Origin of the sequence: Tamlana flava (assembly GCF_041287255.1) — a bacterium.
GTDB lineage: Bacteria > Bacteroidota > Bacteroidia > Flavobacteriales > Flavobacteriaceae > Tamlana > Tamlana flava.
Window position 1 is genome coordinate 258,540 of the sequence record NZ_JBGGTX010000004.1, and the last position, 14,069, is coordinate 272,608.

Here is a 14,069-nt window from a genome sequence, read left to right on the forward strand (position 1 = left end):
TTGTTTAATTATTGGACTCTAGGGCATCCCAAAATTCATAAGCACGACGTAAATGCGGAATGACTATGGTGCCGCCAACCAAAGTAGCAATGCTTAATGCTTCAACAACTTCTTCTTTTTTCAATCCTAATTTATGGCTGGTTTCCAAATGATATTTTATACAGTCATCGCACCTTAAAACTGCCGAAGCCACTAAGCCAAGCAATTCTTTGGTTTTTACATCTAAGGCGCCTTCCGCGTAAGCGTTGGTATCTAAATTGAAAATGCGTTTGATAACTTTATTGTTGTCGGCCAAAATTTCATCATTCATTTTAGAACGATAATCGTTGAATTCTTTGACTATATCAGACATGTTGTTTGGCTTTGCGTTTTTGGTTTCTAACTACAATTTTTGAAATATAAATACTTACTTGGTAGAGTACTAGGATTGGAATGGCCACAATAACCTGACTGGCAATATCTGGTGGTGTGATGATGGCCGAAAGAATTAAAACAATAACCAAAGCGTATTTTCTGTATTTCTTTAATATCTCCGGGGTCACCAAGCCAATTTTTGTCAGGAAATAAATGATAATGGGCAGCTCAAAAATCAACCCTGAAGCCAAAGCTGAAGACCTTACCAATGCAATGTAAGAACTGATGTCTATTTGGTTGTCAACAATTTCAGAAATGCTGTAGTTGGCCAAAAAGTTTAGGGATAATGGGGTTACAATGTAATAGCCGAACAACACACCGATGAAGAACAAAAGCGATGAAATGATGATAAAGCCACGCGAGTGTTTCCGTTCGTTTGCATGTAATCCTGGACTAATAAATTTCCAAAGTTGATAAATAACATAAGGAAATGAGATGACGAAGCCGCCTAAAATAGCTGTCCAGATATCTGCTGAAAATTGACCAGCCATGGTTCGGTTTTGGATTATCATGGGCATTTTTTCGGCACAAAATGTAGTGTTAACCCCAATAAAATTAGCAGCATTGCATAAAAAGTGATAGGTTGGAAAGCTCATGTCCAACGGAGCAAAAACAATTTTTTCAAAAATGAAGCGACTGAAAATAAAAGCCAATGTGGCTACAATGATTACCGCCAAACAAATTCGGATTAAATGCCAGCGTAAATCTTCAAGATGGTCTAAAAAAGACATCTCATTAACATCCTTTTTTGCCATTATATGATTCCTTCTTTTATTAGGTCATGTAGGTGCACAACCCCTGAATAATTACCATTTTCTTCAACAAGTAATTGCGATATTTCATGGGCTTCCATGACTTCCAAAGCGTCAATGGCCATAGCTTTAGCTTCAATGCGTTTAGGGTTGGAACTCATAATATCTTTAGCCGTTAAATTAGAAAAATCATCTACTTTGGTCAGCATTCTACGTAAATCACCATCGGTAATAATACCAACAATTTTTTTATTTTCCACAACAGCTGTAACACCCAACATTTTTTCGGTAATTTCAACAATAACCTCTTTGATGCTTGTGTTTAAATTTACTACAGGTTTTTGGTTCACCGATGAAAGGTCTTGAACACGTAAATATAATTTTTTGCCCAATGCACCACCAGGATGATATTTGGCAAAGTCGTTACTTGAAAATCCTCTGAGTTCCAATAGGCATATGGCCAAAGCATCACCAATAACAAGTTGTGCCGTAGTACTAGTTGTTGGGGCTAGGTTATTGGGACAAGCTTCCTTTTCAACAAAAGCATTTAAGATGTAATCGGCATGCTGGCCCAAGAATGAATCCTTGTTACCAGTAATGGCAATAATTTTATTTTGGGCTCTTTTGATTAATGGAACCACCACTTTGATTTCTGGTGTATTTCCGCTTTTAGAAAGACAAATAACAACATCATCTTTAAGGATTAAACCCAAATCGCCATGAATGGCGTCTGCAGCATGCATAAAAACCGCTGGAGTTCCTGTGGAATTCAAAGTTGCTACTATTTTATTGCCAATTATGGCACTTTTGCCTATTCCGGTAATGATAACACGTCCTTTAGAATTATAAATGAGTTCCACAACCTCTGCGAAATCATCATTTATCAAGTTGGCCAAATTTAAGATGGCATCGCTTTCCAATTTAATTGTTTCTATGGCCGTGTTAAGAATTGAACTTTTGTCTTTCAAATTTTGCAATTTTTGAGTTGATGTTTAAAGAATTTCTTATCTTTAGGAATAATCACAATTGAAAATTGTTGTAATTTGGTTTTTCGTTACAAAACTAACGAAAAAAAATATGAGGGTTCTTCAAAAGTATTGTTAAATTAGTTCGTACAATTTAATACTACTAAGGTTGTTTTTTAAAGTAAATAATTCACATGTCAATAACAAAAACTGACTTGCATGCCGCGCTTAAAAAGTATTTTGGGTTTAGCAAGTTCAAGGGGCTACAGGAAGATGTCGTAAATAGTCTATTGTCTGGAAATCATACGTTCGCCATTATGCCAACGGGGGGTGGTAAATCACTTTGCTACCAATTGCCTGCATTAATGCAAGAGGGCACAGCCATTGTGGTTTCACCGCTCATAGCTTTAATGAAAAATCAAGTAGACGCCATTCGGGGTGTTTCTAAAGAAGATGGTATTGCACATGTACTTAATTCATCCTTAAATAAAACTGAAGTTAAAAAAGTAAAAGAGGATATTGTTAACGGAATAACCAAATTACTTTATGTTGCCCCAGAATCTTTGACTAAGGATGAAAACGTTGAGTTTTTGCGTTCGGTGAAAATATCCTTTATGGCTATTGATGAAGCACACTGCATTAGTGAGTGGGGGCACGATTTTAGGCCAGAATACAGAAACTTACGTCATATTATTGGGAGAATTGGGGAAGGAATTCCTATTATTGGGTTGACCGCTACGGCCACCCCTAAAGTTCAAGAAGACATTATCAAAAACCTTGGTATCACTAACGCCAAAACATTCAAGGCTTCATTTAATAGACCCAATTTATATTATGAAGTAAGACCAAAGACTAAGAATGTTGATGTTGATATCATTCGTTTCATAAAGCAAAATGAAGGTAAGTCGGGTATTGTTTATTGCTTAAGCCGAAAGCGTGTGGAAGAATTGGCGCAGGTTTTACAAGTAAATGGTATTAAAGCCGTGCCTTATCATGCAGGTCTCGATGCCAAATCGCGTAGCAATTACCAAGATCAGTTTTTAATGGAAGATGTTGATGTTGTGGTTGCTACTATAGCCTTCGGAATGGGTATTGATAAACCCGATGTTCGATTTGTTATCCATCATGATATCCCTAAAAGTATAGAAAGTTACTACCAAGAAACAGGCAGGGCAGGCCGTGACGGCGGTGAAGGGCACTGTTTGGCTTTCTATAATTATAAGGACATCGAGAAATTAGAGAAATTTATGTCTGGTAAACCGGTGGCTGAACAGGAAATAGGCCAGGCATTGCTTCAAGAGGTAGTCGCTTTCGCGGAAACATCTATTTCACGGAGAAAATTTATACTGCATTATTTTGGTGAAGATTTTGATAATGAAACTGGTGAAGGCGGTGATATGGATGATAACGTTAGGCATCCAAAAAAGAAAATTGAAGCCAAAAATGAAGTGAAATTACTCTTAGAGGTTATTGACAAAACCAATCAGAAGTATAAGTCTAAGGATTTAGTAAATGTTTTGGTAGGTGTTGAAAATGCGCTTATCAATTCACATAAAACGAACGAGCAACCATATTTTGGTAAAGGAAAAGATAAGGATAAAAAATATTGGATGGCCTTGCTAAGACAAGTTTTGGTTGCTGGTTATCTCAGAAAAGATATAGAAACTTATGGCGTTATAAAATTGGTTGATCAGGGAAGAGATTTCATCAAAAACCCTAAGTCATTTATGATGACAGAAGACCATGTATTTGATGGTGAACAGGAAGACGGTTCAATAGTTACCGCATCTAAAGGAGGAGGTGCTGTTGCGGATGAAGTTTTAATGGGCATGTTGAAAGATTTGCGTAAAAAGAATGCTAAAAAATTGGGGGTGCCGCCTTTTGTTATTTTTCAAGACCCATCTCTTGAAGATATGGCTTTAAAGTACCCGATAAACATTTCAGAACTTAGTAATGTTCATGGTGTTGGGGATGGAAAAGCCAAAAAATATGGTAAGGATTTTGTTGCATTAATTGCAAACTACGTTGAAGAAAATGATATTACAAGACCTGATGATTTAATAGTAAAATCTACTGGAAGCAACTCTTCAAACAAATTGTACATCATTCAAAACGTAGATAGAAAATTACCCCTTGACGATATAGCTTCCTCCAAAGGCATGACTATGGAGGAATTCATAAAAGAGATGGAAGCCATTGTATACTCTGGAACCAAATTGAACATTAATTATTGGATTGATGAGGTTTTGGATGAGGACCAACAAGAGGAAATCCATGAATATTTTATGGAGTCGGAATCAGACGATATTAAAACAGCAATAGATGAGTTTGATGGCGATTATGATGATGAAGAATTACGCCTTTACCGCATTAAATTTATTAGTGAAGTAGCTAATTAAAATTTCTTAAAACTTCTACCTTCAAGCTTCTGTCTTCAAGCTTCATTCCCTATATTTGCACTTTCTTTAAAATTAGAACAATGCAAGACGGTTTATACGCAAAATTTAATACGACAAAAGGGGAAATCCTTGTTGCTCTTGAATACAAAAAAACACCGGGAACGGTTGGTAATTTTGTGGCTTTGGCTGAGGGAAATCTTGAAAATAGTGCAAAACCCCAAGGGAAACCATATTATGATGGTTTGAAATTCCATAGGGTTATTCCTGATTTTATGATACAAGGTGGTTGTCCACAGGGTTCGGGTGCAGGAAACCCTGGGTATCAGTTTGATGACGAGTTCCATCCAGACTTAAAACATGACGGTCCGGGTATTTTGTCTATGGCCAATGCTGGTCCTGGAACTAACGGAAGCCAGTTTTTCATTACGCATACAGCAACAGCTTGGTTGGATGGAAAACATACTGTTTTTGGAAAAGTAGAACACGGTCAGGAGGTTGTGGATGCCATTGAGCAAGGTGATAAAATTGAAAGTTTGGAGATTTTGCGAGTAGGAGATGAAGCCGAAAGCTTTAATGCCGTAGAAGCATTCAGAACATTTGAAGGTGCTCGTGAAAAAAGAATCGCTGAAGAAAAAAAAGCTGCTGAGGCTGAGTTGGATAAAATTGCCGCTGGCTTCAAAAAAACAGATAGTGGGCTACGTTACCAAATCATTCAAGAAGGTAATGGTAAAAAAGCTGAAAAGGGTAAAACAGTTTCTGTTCATTACAAAGGACAATTATCAGACGGCACGGTTTTCGATTCGTCATATAAAAGAAACCAGCCTATTGAGTTTCCAATTGGTGTTGGACAGGTTATTCCAGGTTGGGATGAAGGTATTCAACTTTTAAAAGTAGGTGATAAAGCCCGATTGGTTATTCCTAGCGATTTAGGATATGGTAGCCGTGGAGCAGGAGGTGTAATACCCCCAAATGCTACTTTGGTTTTTGATGTAGAGTTGATGAATGTAAAATAGAAATACTCATGATACAATAAAAAAAGCGCCTGTTTGAAGGCGCTTTTTTTATATCACTTTTTTAATCACCCGTAATTTATGTGTGTGCATTCTTCTATCTGCATTATAAATACCCGAATGGTCTAATCTGTCAATCCGTACTTTTCCATGGGCATGAATGATGTAGTTATCTTCCATGATGATGCCAACATGGGTAATGACACCTTCATTGTTGTCAAAAAAAGCTAAATCGCCAGGCTCACTTTCCTCTATAAAACTTAAGGCTTCACCTTGAGTAGCTTGCTGGGAGGCATCGCGGAGTAATTTATAACCATTCAGTTTGTAAACCATTTGTGTAAATCCGGAGCAATCAATGCCAAAGGGTGTTTTGCCTCCCCACAAATAAGGAGTGTTTAAATACAAAAATGCAGTATGCAAAATATTTGATTTTGACTTTTTGTCCTCTATTAAGTTGCCATCATAATTATGGTTCAAAAGCGAAAGTCCATTTAGTGTAGCGCCCATGGAAATTGGAAAAAGCTGCTTTTGGTCGTCTTCAATAAATTCAACTAAATCTGTAGAAAGTTTTGGCGATTCATTTCTCAAAGATTTATATTCATCTTCACTAATTTCAACATATTGTTTATTGTCCACCCAGCCTTCATACTTATCAAAAGAAAGTCTTATTCTGCTCCAATTTCTGCGTTGCTCCAAGATTTTAAAAAATTCACCATAAAGAACCTGCGAAACAAGTTCACTCGTGTCTGCTGGTTCATTTCTAAGCGGAACAATGCTTAAATTACAAATTCCGTATTGCATTAAATACCTTTAGTTGCGTTGTATAATAATTGCCGATGCGCCCCCGCCACCATTACATATGGCAGCTGCACCAATTTTTGCATTGTTCTGTTCCAAAACGTTTAACAGGGTGATTATGATTCTAACACCAGAACAACCTAGTGGGTGCCCTAACGAAACAGCACCACCATTTACGTTTACGTTGGTGTCGTTAAGCCCCAAAATTTTTATGTTAGCCAAGCCAACAACCGAAAACGCTTCGTTAAACTCAAAAAAATCAACATCTTTTAAATCAATACCTGCTTTGTTTAAGGCTTTGGGTAAAGCTTTTGCGGGAGCCGTGGTAAACCATTCCGGTTCTTGGGCAGCATCTGCATAGCTTTTTATGCTTGCCAAAGGTTTTAGCCCTAGTTCTTTAGCTTTTTCTTTACTCATTAAAACTATGGCGCCAGCACCATCGTTAATGGTGGAGGCATTGGCCGCTGTAACCGTGCCATCTTTTGAAAATGCAGGGCGCAACTGTGGAATCTTATCCATGTGCACATTTTTGTATTCTTCATCCTCAACCACAAAAATGGGCTCACCTCTTTTTTGGGGAACTTCAACAGAAACAACTTCATTTTTGAATTTTCCAGCTTTCCAAGCAGCGGCAGAGCGTTCATACGACTGTATGGCAAACGCATCTTGTTCTTCTCTTGTAAACTTATATTCTACAGCACAAGCATCTGCGCAAACGCCCATGGCATTTTGGTCGTAAGCATCAACCAAGCCATCTTTTTGCATACCGTCAACTAATGTAGTAGGACCAAATTTAGTACCTGTACGTGCATGTAAATAGTGCGGAATTAAACTCATGTTTTCCATACCTCCTGCGACCACAATATTGGCATCCCCCAAAGCAATAGCCTGGGCCGCTTGCATAACTGCTTTCATCCCAGAAGCACAAACTTTATTTACCGTAGTGCATGGCACCGTATTGGGAATGCCTGCATAAATAGCAGCTTGCCTTGCGGGTGCTTGACCGGTGCCGGCTTGCACCACATTCCCCATTAATACTTCTTCAACTAAATTTGGGTCTAAATTTATCTTATCTAATGCGCCTTTTATGGCTATGGCACCTAATTTTGGAGCTTCTATTGTAGATAGTGCGCCCAAAAAACTACCAATTGGTGTTCTTGCTGCAGAAACAATAACTACGTCGTTATTCATTAGTTTAAAATATTTACTTTAGTAATTGCGAAAATAACGATTTTTTGATAGAAACCTGAAGGATTCATTCATTATAAAAAATGAGAAACCCCTAATATTTATTACATTTGATTTTTAAATGAAAGACTTCATAAACAAGCTATATAGAAACCATTCCCTGATTTACAAAGGGCTTTTGTTTATATGCACCACAGTTTTAATTGTGTATTTATTTCCTAAAAGCGGAAAGTTTAAATATAGCTTTGAAAAAGGTAAGCCTTGGCAATCTGAAAGTTTACAAGCACCTTTTGATTTTGCAATTAAAAAGACTGATGCCGAAATAGCTTCAGAAAAGAAAGAACTTACCGATAATGCTGTTTTATACTTTGATTTTGATAACACCATTGAAGACAAGGTAAGAAGCAATTTTGAAGCTCAATTTCAAGCTGTTTTTTCCGATACTTTATCCAGAAGCTTGACCCAAAAATTAAAGCAAACGGGAGAAACAATCATTTCGCAGCTTTACGAGTTTGGAATTTTAGCTGAAACCTATGATTTTCCTGATGATAAAAGAATTGCCATTCTCGATGGTCGTGAAGAAATTAATGATGGTTTTTTTTCAAGTTTGGTTGAACAGGATGCGGTTTCAAATGTGATTGATAAAGTTTTGGTTAAGGATAGGCTGTCTAGTTATAAAACAGCATATGTTGCCTTGTTTTTTGATTTAATAGAACCTAACCTGACTTACAACAAGGAAGTTACAGATAATGTTCTTCAAGATGAGTTAAGTAAAATTTCGTATACCAAGGGAAGCATTGCCAAGGAAACTCTGATTGTTTCAAAAGGAGAGGTTGTTGAAGGTGGTAAATATCAAATTTTAAAGTCGCTGCAATCTGAATATGAGTCGCAAGTCTGGAGCAAATCCAACTACAATTGGATACTGTTTGCTTATACCTTGCTCGTGGCATTAGCACTGCTCATGTTATTGTTGTTTTTAAGAAAATACAGGGTAAATGTTTTTGAAGACAATACCAAGGTGACTTTTATTTTCTTCAATATTGCACTTTTGATTTTTATTACCACTTTGGTTGTAAACTACGATTCTAAGTACATTTACATTGTACCCATCTGTATTTTGCCGTTGGTTTTTAAGGCATTTTTTGATGCACGATTAGGATTATTTGCCCACGTTTTAACGGTATTACTTTTGGGCTTTATTGTACCAAACAGCTATGAGTACGTGTTTCTTCAAATTATTGCGGGAATCGTGACTATTTTAACGGTATCAGAACTTTATAAACGTGCTAATTTGTTCATTTCGGTGGGGCAAATTACACTGATTTACATCATCGCCTATTTTGCGTTTTTTGTCATTCATGAGGGGAGTGTTGAAACACTAAAATGGGAAACCTTTATTTGGTTTATTCTTTGCGGACTTGCCACATTGTTTGTTCAGCCATTAATTTACGCTTACGAAAAACTCTTTGGCCTAGTTTCAGATGTATCACTTTTGGAACTATCCGATACCAATACTAAATTATTGAAAGAACTTTCAAATCTGGCACCCGGTACATTTCACCATTCTTTAAATGTGGCAAATTTGGCTGAGGCTTCGGCAAATGAAATTGGGGCAAACGCCATGTTGGTTAGGGTTGGGGCATTGTATCATGATATTGGCAAAATGAAAAACCCGACGTATTTCACCGAAAACCAATCAACAGGAATCAATCCGCACGATGAACTTTCTGCTAAAGAAAGTGCCCGAATAATTATAGACCATGTATTAAACGGAATTGAAATTGCTAGAAAAAATAATTTACCAGATCGTGTTATTGATTTTATAAGGACGCATCACGGAACCAGTTTAGTCTATTATTTTTATATGAAGGAGAAAAAGGATTATGATGGGGCAAATAGACAGGATTTTAGCTATCCTGGGCCAAAACCATTTAGCAAGGAGACGGCCATTTTAATGATGTGCGATAGTATTGAGGCGGCTTCTAAAAGTTTAAAGGAACCTAACTCAACCAAGATAGAAGCTTTTGTTGAAAACATCATAAACAAACAAATAGAGGAAGGACAATTTTTAAATGCCAATATTACATTCAAGGAAATCCAGTCCATAAAAAAAGTGTTAAAACACAAGCTGGCAAACATTTATCATTTGCGGATAGAATACCCTGAATAAAATTTTTAAAAAAGTAAAAAAATAGTTGTGTGCTTATCTAGTATGAACTACATTTGCAACCGCAATTTTATTGCTATAGTTCATTATATAATAATAGGAGAGGTGCCGGAGTGGTAACGGAGCAGATTGCTAATCTGTCAGCGCGTAAGTGCTGCCTGGGTTCGAGTCCCAGTCTCTCCGCAATTTTTGCAATAGCCATTCGGGGTGTAGCGTAGCCCGGTTATCGCGCCTGCTTTGGGAGCAGGAGGTCGCAGGTTCGAATCCTGCCACCCCGACAAATTAAAACATAAAAAAACACCGTTAAATTTATTTAACGGTGTTTTTGTTTTTAGAATGTTTGTCTTTTGAATATCTTCGAGTTTTACCAGTAATTTCCTCAATCTTTATACGGTAAACAATAGGCGGGGCTTCAGGGTGAGTTTTATCTGAAAATTGTGGGATGAATTGATAGTCTTTATGTTCTTTCTTCGCAATTAATTCTTTTACACCATTTGTGAATTTATGTAGTTGAAATTTTGCATCAGGTCCTTCCAACTCTTCATAAGTGCCTTGTACCAAAACGGTGCTCCAATTGTCAATAGATTCAATATCCTCTACTTCAAGTGCCACGGCATTGTTTGCTCTTAGTGCCGTTGTTTTATGGCCTTCACCCGTATAACCTATAAGCGATTTGTTTTTTTGGTTATAATAATAAGTAATAGGAACCACAAAAGGCGAGTTTTTGTAAACGTAAGCCAAGTGACCAATATAATTATCGGCCAATATTTTTAAACACGCTTCTTTATTTATTTTGTTAATCATGATTTTTAGGTTAATAAGGTTTTAAAAAGAGTGTTCTTGATTTTAGATTACTTCATCAGTTTGATTCTTTCAGAGTAAATTTATTATAACCTAAGATTTTATTATATGATATTAATCAGTCAAAGAGTTTTTATCTCCTTTTTTTAAGCGTCGTTTATCCCTTAAGGCCCAATAAATGCCTTTAACATCGGAAGCCCAATTGTCATACATAAAAATAAGACTAATTTCTTCTATGGTCTCTAGAATGCCAATGCCAATCATAATATAAAACAAGATGTATTCTGGATTGAAAAATAGGGACCATAAAATGAATAGACTCTGCAGGACGGCCGAAAGTTTGGCCAAGTACGTATGAAACGCCGTGGCTTTACCGTATTTAAAATAGGCGATTAGCATTTGGACAATGTAGGGGATAAATGCAATAATGATGAGAGTTAGATTTGCTTTAATAAAATCTGTTTCAAAGTAAAATAACCCCAATAAGCCAACAATTAAGGTAATTTGGTCGCCAAAGGAATCTAGTTGCGAACCTCTGGGACTCGTTATTTTTAACTTTCTAGCTAAATAGCCATCCACGGCATCAGTTAAATAGCTTATCAATAAAAACCATGAAAATACTAACCTAAAGTCAAACCATAATAATATGAGTAATACAGGTGCCGCCGCTATTCGGTAGAACGTAAACCAATCGGCAACATTAAAGTTTTTAAAGGTTAGCATAATTGTTAGTTTTTCGTCTCGACATTAAACTTTGTCTTTGTCATGTTAATAATCTCTAAAGTTGTTGATGCCAGTAGCACTTTGCCATTTGTTCTTTTTATTTCTAGGTTGATTTTATCATGTAAGGTGTGCTTTGTAAATCGCCTTTTTTTATAGTCAACGATATATCTTAAGTTAAACTGAATCCAATTGTCTGTTAGAGAAATGGCTAATGTGGGATCGAGCATGGCATCTTCAATATAATATTTGTTCACCACAGCTTTCCATTGGGTTTTTGAATTGGCGGTAAATTGAGAGAGGATTTCCTTTGCCGTTTCAATGATGATAGATTTTGCCAATTCTACATTCGAGCCATACCGAATAGGTAGATTAAATTCGTCCCATATAAATGGAAAATCTTGGGAGTAGTTATAAATAGGCCCTTTAAACACAAAGGCATTGCTTAGTTTTACAATACGCCCGCTGTAATTATCACTGCTCACCCATTGCCCAATTTCCATCATGGTGGTGTAAATACTGTCTACGTCAATAACATCGCCTTTAATATCATTAATTTCAATTCTTTCACCTGGTTTATAAACCTTTACTATGAAAATGTAAAGCGACCCAGCAATGCTTAAAATAAGTTCTTGAAGAGTAAAGGCAATGCCTGCACTAAAAAGGCCGATGGCAAGCGTAAAATCTTTAATATTGCCTGTGAAATAGGAGAAAGATAGAAGGATTAAAATGACATAGCCAAAAATTTCAATTCCCTTTTGGGATTTATAGCGTACAGATGCATCTGTTACTTGTTTTCTTAAAAACCTTCTAAAAAGTTGAATTATAGCAAGGACAAAAGTAGCCAGCAGTATAAATTTGAAAATACTGTATAGGGTAGGGTTTTCAGTAATCCATTGGTTTAGGCGTTCCATTTTAGTTGTTTAAAAATCTTCGTATAGCCGCAACCTGTTATTTAAGGTCCTAATTTCTTGTTTTAAGTTTTCAACTTGTTCCAACAAGTTATATATAGCATCGATTCCTTCCATATTAATTTCAAGGTCATAATGCAATCGAGCCATTTTTTCAACCTCTTTTAACTGGGTTCTGTGGATAAAAAAATCATCTTTTTTAATCGTTAATTCTATGAGTTGAAATTCCTGAAGCGTATTGATAAACGAAGAAGGAATTTTATAATGCTTGCAAATTAATTTTACCGGTATTAAATCTCTATTTTCCATTATCTACGCTGTGTTTGTAATTGTTTTATTAAATCCTTCTCCGTATTGGAGAGATTGGTTGGGATTTTTAGTTGATAGGTTATAAACAAATCGCCAAACTGTCCTTCTTTTTTGTAAACAGGAAATCCTTTGCCTTTTAGCTTCACTGTTGCGCCATTTTGTGTCTCTGGTTTTATGTTTAGTTTTACCTGCCCATCAAATGTGTCTACTGTAAGTTCACCACCCAACATGGCTTTATAGATGTCTAAATCAACGGTAGTATAAAGGTCGGCTTTATCTCTTTTGAATTTGGAATGGTTTACTATAGAGAATTGTATATATAAATCGCCATTTGGTCCACCATTTATGCCTTTTCCACCATGGCCTTTAATTTTAATGATTTGCCCGTTTTCAACTCCGGCCGGAATAGTAATTCTTATGTTCTTGTTGTTAACGGTTAGCGTGCGCTTGTGCGTGGTGAAAACATCTTTTAAATCCAGTTGTAACTCGGCATTAAAATCCTGCCCCCTAAATTTTACCTGTCTACCACTAGCGCCCGCAGATGCACCGCTAAACATATTTTCAAAAAAATCTGAAAAGTCTTTAGCCGAATAGCCGCCAGAACTGCCTTGATAGCTTCTTTGGTGTTGCGATTGCTGTTGTTTTGCTTTTTCGTACTCTTCAGCATGTTTCCAATGTTCCCCATACTGATCGTATTTTTTTCGATTTTCTGGGTCGCTTAAAACTTCGTTGGCTTCGTTGATTTCCTTAAATTTTTTTTCCGCAACACTGTCATTCGGATTTAAGTCTGGGTGGTACTTTCGGGCCAGTTTTCTGTAAGCCTTTTTTATATCACTCTCTGAGGCGTTTTTTGGAACGCCTAATATTTTGTAATAATCTATAAAAGCCATTTTGCGTTAATTTTAGCAGAAAGTTACGATCCTTTTAAGATAAAAAAAATGACATAAATCATTAGCGCCGCTAAACCAATATTTTGCCATCTTCCATTTCAATAATGCGGTCGGTTTTTTTGGCAAAATCTTCGTCGTGGGTTACAATTAAAAGTGAAAGGCCTTGCTCATCGCATAGACGTTTAAATATGTTGAAAACGTTTTTGGAGTTTGAACTGTCCAGATTGCCGGTGGGCTCGTCACCCATAATAATGGAAGGATTATTGATTAACGCGCGGGCAATGGCAATACGTTGCTTTTCGCCACCAGAAACCCTTGAAGCACGCTTTTTTGCCAAATGCTCAATGTTCAGCATCTTTAGTTTCTCATAGGCATCGTGTTCAATTTCTTGAGCTGATTTTTCAGCAAGTTTTTTAGCTGGGAGCATGATGTTTTCCAAAACCGAAAAATCGGCCAACAAATAATGAAACTGAAAAACAAAGCCAATATGTTTATTCCTAATGTATGAAAGGTGGTCTTTGTCTTGACCGGAAATGAGTTTGTTGTTCAAAAAGAGTTCTCCTTCATAATCGGTGTCCATAGTTGAAAGAATGTACAAGAGCGTGGACTTTCCGCAGCCAGATTTTCCCATGATTGAGGCAAATTCACCTTTTTTTACTTGAAAATTGATGTCTTTCAAAACATGGAACAAAACCGGTTTTTTGAAGTATTTGTTGATATGTTTGGCTTCTAGAACAGTACTCAT

Annotated in this window: 14 protein-coding genes and 2 tRNA genes; 5 read left to right on the plus strand and 11 right to left on the minus strand. The window is 36.6% G+C overall.

Annotated elements, in window-relative coordinates; genetic code table 11:
• Window positions 1–4 precede the first annotated feature (4 nt).
• Genes ACB104_RS13045 through ACB104_RS13055 form a run of 3 tightly spaced genes read right to left on the minus strand, consistent with a single transcriptional unit; the run spans window position 5 to window position 2,134 of the window.
• Entirely contained in the window at window positions 5–352 is a 348-nt protein-coding gene (locus ACB104_RS13045; protein WP_370479401.1) for a carboxymuconolactone decarboxylase family protein, read from the minus strand.
• On the minus strand, window positions 345–1,169 hold the full coding sequence (tatC, locus tag ACB104_RS13050; protein WP_370479402.1) for a twin-arginine translocase subunit TatC: 825 nt from the start codon (window positions 1,167–1,169) through the stop codon (window positions 345–347). The genes ACB104_RS13045 and tatC overlap by 8 nt, the downstream gene beginning before the upstream one ends.
• Complete coding sequence (locus ACB104_RS13055; RefSeq protein ID WP_370479404.1) at window positions 1,169–2,134, minus strand: KpsF/GutQ family sugar-phosphate isomerase; 966 nt, start codon at window positions 2,132–2,134, stop codon at window positions 1,169–1,171. The genes tatC and ACB104_RS13055 overlap by 1 nt, the downstream gene beginning before the upstream one ends.
• A 191-nt stretch (window positions 2,135–2,325) precedes the next feature.
• Here ACB104_RS13055 and ACB104_RS13060 point away from each other — a divergent pair, with 191 nt between their 5' ends.
• Together ACB104_RS13060 and ACB104_RS13065 are read left to right on the plus strand one after the other, a co-directional pair.
• The gene (locus ACB104_RS13060; protein WP_370479405.1) at window positions 2,326–4,530 is read left to right on the plus strand and encodes a RecQ family ATP-dependent DNA helicase; all 2,205 of its coding nucleotides are present in this window, start codon (window positions 2,326–2,328) and stop codon (window positions 4,528–4,530) included.
• An 80-nt stretch (window positions 4,531–4,610) separates the two neighbouring features.
• The gene (locus ACB104_RS13065; RefSeq protein WP_370479407.1) at window positions 4,611–5,543 is read left to right on the plus strand and encodes a peptidylprolyl isomerase; all 933 of its coding nucleotides are present in this window, start codon (window positions 4,611–4,613) and stop codon (window positions 5,541–5,543) included.
• 48 nt (window positions 5,544–5,591) lie between these two features.
• Here the strand turns inward: ACB104_RS13065 and ACB104_RS13070 are convergent, their stop codons facing one another.
• Window positions 5,592–6,341 (minus strand): C40 family peptidase, encoded by a 750-nt coding sequence (locus ACB104_RS13070; protein WP_370479408.1) that lies wholly within the window; start codon window positions 6,339–6,341, stop codon window positions 5,592–5,594.
• Between the two features lie 9 nt (window positions 6,342–6,350).
• The gene (locus tag ACB104_RS13075) at window positions 6,351–7,529 is read right to left on the minus strand and encodes an acetyl-CoA C-acyltransferase (protein WP_370479410.1); all 1,179 of its coding nucleotides are present in this window, start codon (window positions 7,527–7,529) and stop codon (window positions 6,351–6,353) included.
• Window positions 7,530–7,647: 118 nt separating this feature from the next.
• On the opposite strand from ACB104_RS13075, the gene ACB104_RS13080 reads away from it, so the two are divergent.
• From ACB104_RS13080 to ACB104_RS13090, 3 genes are all read left to right on the plus strand, one after another.
• Window positions 7,648–9,696: an HD family phosphohydrolase gene (locus tag ACB104_RS13080; RefSeq protein WP_370479412.1), complete on the plus strand. Its 2,049-nt coding sequence runs from the start codon at window positions 7,648–7,650 to the stop codon at window positions 9,694–9,696.
• Window positions 9,697–9,792: 96 nt separating this feature from the next.
• A tRNA-Ser gene (locus ACB104_RS13085) sits at window positions 9,793–9,876 on the plus strand.
• A gap of 20 nt (window positions 9,877–9,896) precedes the next feature.
• A tRNA-Pro gene (locus ACB104_RS13090) sits at window positions 9,897–9,971 on the plus strand.
• A gap of 31 nt (window positions 9,972–10,002) precedes the next feature.
• Here ACB104_RS13090 and ACB104_RS13095 read toward each other — a convergent pair.
• From ACB104_RS13095 to ACB104_RS13120, 6 genes are all read right to left on the minus strand, one after another.
• On the minus strand, window positions 10,003–10,497 hold the full coding sequence (locus tag ACB104_RS13095; RefSeq protein ID WP_370479413.1) for a pyridoxamine 5'-phosphate oxidase family protein: 495 nt from the start codon (window positions 10,495–10,497) through the stop codon (window positions 10,003–10,005).
• A 111-nt stretch (window positions 10,498–10,608) separates the two neighbouring features.
• Complete coding sequence (locus ACB104_RS13100) at window positions 10,609–11,217, minus strand: CDP-alcohol phosphatidyltransferase family protein (RefSeq protein ID WP_370479415.1); 609 nt, start codon at window positions 11,215–11,217, stop codon at window positions 10,609–10,611.
• A 5-nt stretch (window positions 11,218–11,222) separates the two neighbouring features.
• Complete coding sequence (locus ACB104_RS13105; RefSeq protein WP_370479416.1) at window positions 11,223–12,128, minus strand: mechanosensitive ion channel family protein; 906 nt, start codon at window positions 12,126–12,128, stop codon at window positions 11,223–11,225.
• A gap of 9 nt (window positions 12,129–12,137) precedes the next feature.
• On the minus strand, window positions 12,138–12,434 hold the full coding sequence (locus ACB104_RS13110; protein WP_370479418.1) for a chaperone modulator CbpM: 297 nt from the start codon (window positions 12,432–12,434) through the stop codon (window positions 12,138–12,140).
• On the minus strand, window positions 12,434–13,324 hold the full coding sequence (locus tag ACB104_RS13115) for a DnaJ C-terminal domain-containing protein (RefSeq protein ID WP_370479419.1): 891 nt from the start codon (window positions 13,322–13,324) through the stop codon (window positions 12,434–12,436). The genes ACB104_RS13110 and ACB104_RS13115 overlap by 1 nt, the downstream gene beginning before the upstream one ends.
• A gap of 70 nt (window positions 13,325–13,394) precedes the next feature.
• A complete protein-coding gene (locus ACB104_RS13120) occupies window positions 13,395–14,069 on the minus strand; it encodes an ABC transporter ATP-binding protein (RefSeq protein WP_370479421.1) in 675 nt (224 codons plus the stop codon).

Coding starts and splice junctions, on each gene's coding strand:
- ACB104_RS13045 (WP_370479401.1), bottom strand. CDS start 352: ATGTCTGATATAGTCAAAGAATTCAACGATTATCGTTCTAAAATGAAT.
- tatC (WP_370479402.1), bottom strand. CDS start 1,169: ATGGCAAAAAAGGATGTTAATGAGATGTCTTTTTTAGACCATCTTGAA.
- ACB104_RS13060 (WP_370479405.1), top strand. CDS start 2,326: ATGTCAATAACAAAAACTGACTTGCATGCCGCGCTTAAAAAGTATTTT.
- ACB104_RS13065 (WP_370479407.1), top strand. CDS start 4,611: ATGCAAGACGGTTTATACGCAAAATTTAATACGACAAAAGGGGAAATC.
- ACB104_RS13070 (WP_370479408.1), bottom strand. CDS start 6,341: ATGCAATACGGAATTTGTAATTTAAGCATTGTTCCGCTTAGAAATGAA.
- ACB104_RS13075 (WP_370479410.1), bottom strand. CDS start 7,529: ATGAATAACGACGTAGTTATTGTTTCTGCAGCAAGAACACCAATTGGT.
- ACB104_RS13080 (WP_370479412.1), top strand. CDS start 7,648: ATGAAAGACTTCATAAACAAGCTATATAGAAACCATTCCCTGATTTAC.
- ACB104_RS13095 (WP_370479413.1), bottom strand. CDS start 10,497: ATGATTAACAAAATAAATAAAGAAGCGTGTTTAAAAATATTGGCCGAT.
- ACB104_RS13100 (WP_370479415.1), bottom strand. CDS start 11,217: ATGCTAACCTTTAAAAACTTTAATGTTGCCGATTGGTTTACGTTCTAC.
- ACB104_RS13105 (WP_370479416.1), bottom strand. CDS start 12,128: ATGGAACGCCTAAACCAATGGATTACTGAAAACCCTACCCTATACAGT.
- ACB104_RS13110 (WP_370479418.1), bottom strand. CDS start 12,434: ATGGAAAATAGAGATTTAATACCGGTAAAATTAATTTGCAAGCATTAT.
- ACB104_RS13115 (WP_370479419.1), bottom strand. CDS start 13,324: ATGGCTTTTATAGATTATTACAAAATATTAGGCGTTCCAAAAAACGCC.
- ACB104_RS13120 (WP_370479421.1), bottom strand. CDS start 14,069: ATGAGTACTGTTCTAGAAGCCAAACATATCAACAAATACTTCAAAAAA.